Origin of the sequence: Streptomyces kebangsaanensis, assembly GCF_001906585.1 — a bacterium.
GTDB lineage: Bacteria > Actinomycetota > Actinomycetes > Streptomycetales > Streptomycetaceae > Streptomyces > Streptomyces kebangsaanensis.
This window is the reverse complement of record NZ_JUJA01000159.1, coordinates 18,452-20,491: the sequence shown is the minus strand read 5'-3', so window position 1 is coordinate 20,491 and position 2,040 is coordinate 18,452. Positions and strand designations below refer to the sequence as shown.

The 2,040-nt window shown below is 72.4% G+C and carries 3 protein-coding genes and 1 pseudogene; all 4 read right to left on the bottom strand.

Annotated elements, in window-relative coordinates; translation table 11 throughout:
- Positions 1-497: DUF1206 domain-containing protein (locus tag RH94_RS45000; RefSeq protein ID WP_234426134.1), on the bottom strand; the 497-nt coding region annotated here is incomplete at its 3' end.
- Between the two features lie 103 nt (positions 498-600).
- Positions 601-792, bottom strand: coding sequence for a DUF5133 domain-containing protein (locus tag RH94_RS29730; RefSeq protein ID WP_073951450.1), 192 nt, complete (start codon positions 790-792; stop codon positions 601-603).
- A 24-nt stretch (positions 793-816) separates the two neighbouring features.
- Entirely contained in the window at positions 817-1,680 is an 864-nt protein-coding gene (locus RH94_RS29725) for a SigB/SigF/SigG family RNA polymerase sigma factor (protein ID WP_073951449.1), read from the bottom strand.
- 258 nt (positions 1,681-1,938) lie between these two features.
- Positions 1,939-2,040 (bottom strand): annotated as a pseudogene (locus RH94_RS44995) (ATP-binding protein); the annotation flags it as partial.

Here is a 2,040-nt window from a genome sequence, read left to right as displayed (position 1 = left end):
ATCCCCGCCGCGCCGACCATCCACCGGCCGGCGGGCATGTCCATGGCCCGGGCCGTCAGGTCACGGGACTGCGCGTCGCTGGACCGGCTGCCGCCGCCGGAGCCCGCCGCGGAGCACAGGACGGACCAGGCCACACAGACGTAGAAAACGCAGCTGACCAGAGCGGCCAGCCGCTTGCGGGGCTTGTGGCCGTCCGGGCCCGTGGCACCCCACACCGCCTCGGACAGCTGCCACACCGCCATGCCGCACAGCCCGATGCCCAGCGCCCACAGCAGCACGGCGCCGAACGGCTCGTCCCCGAGCGCGGCGAGCGCGCCGCTGCGGTCCGCCTGCCGCGTGCCGTCGCCGAAGGCGATCCGCAGCGCCAGCACGCCCACCAGCAGGTGGATCACCCCGCGCGCGGTCAGTCCCGCCCGCGCGGCCCCCTCGGTCACCGAGCCCTTCGCGACCCGCCGGACCCGTCTCGCCCCGGGGCGGGGCAGGGCACTCGTCTCCATGTCCACCTCCGGCCATGCGGATGCCCCGGGCACCCGGCTCCACACACGGGTTGCCCGTACACGCCTGGTGCGTGTACGGGCAACCCGTGCCGGTGGGCGTCCGTCAGACCGTCAGCGGGGCGGATCCGTCGGACGCGAGCATGCGGTGGGCCGTCCGCAGGGCGAGGTTCACGTCGCGGGTTCCGGTCGACACGCAGAGCGTGTACGCCAGGTCCCGTGCCCGCGCACTCTGAACCGGCGCCGTCTCGTAGTCGGCGAGGAGCTTACGCAGGAACTCGGGGTGGGGCTTCAGCACTCGGTGTCACTCTCCTGTGGTGGATCAGACGGCTGCCGGCCGCGGTCCGCCTCCGCGGCGGTTGGTCCGCTCGGCCAGTACCTCGTTGCGTACGCGGGCGCAGCTGCGGCTGATGAGCCGGGAGACGTGCATCTGGGAGATGCCCAGCTGGTCCGCGATGCGGCTTTGTGTCATGTCCTCAAAGAAGCGCATGTAGAGAATGGCGCGTTCGCGTTCGGGAAGCCTGCGCAGTCCCTCCTTGGCGGACTCCCGGTCGACCACGACGTCGTACGAGGAGTCCGAGGCGCCGAGGGTGTCCACGAGGCTGTACCCGTCGCCGCCGGTGGACATCTCGGCGTCCAGGGACAGGGTGCTGAAGCTGTCGAGGGCCTCCATCCCGGTGTTGACCTCCTCCTCGGTCAGCCCGGTGTGCGCGGCGATCGCGGCGACCGAGGGCTCGGGGCTGCCGGGGTTCTGGGTGAGCTCGCGGCGCGCCACGCGCACCTTGTTGCGCAGCTCCTGCACCCGGCGCGGCACCCTGAGCGCCCACATCCGGTCCCGGAAGTGCCGCTTGACCTCGCCGGTGATGGTCGGCACGGCGTAACTCTCGAAGGCCCCGCGGTCCGGGTCGAACCGGTCGATGGCCTTGACCAGGCCCAGCGCCGCCACCTGCCGCAGGTCCTCGACCGACTCGCCGCGGTCGCGGAAGCGGCCGGCGATGCGATGGGCCATGGGCAGCCACGCGGTCACGAGTTCGTCGCGGACGGCCTCCCGGTCCGGCCCGTCCTCCAGAGCGGCCAGGCGCCTGAAGAGGGCGGCGGTGTCGGGGGCGTCGTCGTGCGGCCGCCGGACGGGAGCGGCCTGGTCCTCGGGGGTGTCGGCACGGCTTGTCGACCTGTCGATGAGCATGCGGAATCGCTCCTGAACATGGGGGTTCCAGGGACTTACCGCGGAAGGTGTGATGCCGCCCGGTCACCCGAAGGGCCTACCGGAGCAGCAGTGTCGCTCCCGCTGACGCGCCTCCGGTCCGAAGCACGAGGTTCCGTCTGCCCGACGGCGGAAGGGACAAACTCCGCTTCCCGTAATTCTTTGCACCGGGCATTCTTCGCACCGGACACATCACGGAAGGCCGCCCGCGGTGTGCGGCCGGGGCGGCAGAGGGGCCGCTCAGGACAGCGGCACCACGGCGCTGACGCACTTGCCGCCGGAGGGCAGGTCGCAGACCTGGACCTCGCGGGCCAGCCGGCACACGATCGGCCAGCCCCACCC

Excerpts from the sequence above, each read along its gene's own strand:
- RH94_RS29725 (WP_073951449.1), bottom strand. The coding sequence starts at position 1,680 with ATGCTCATCGACAGGTCGACAAGCCGTGCCGACACCCCCGAGGACCAG.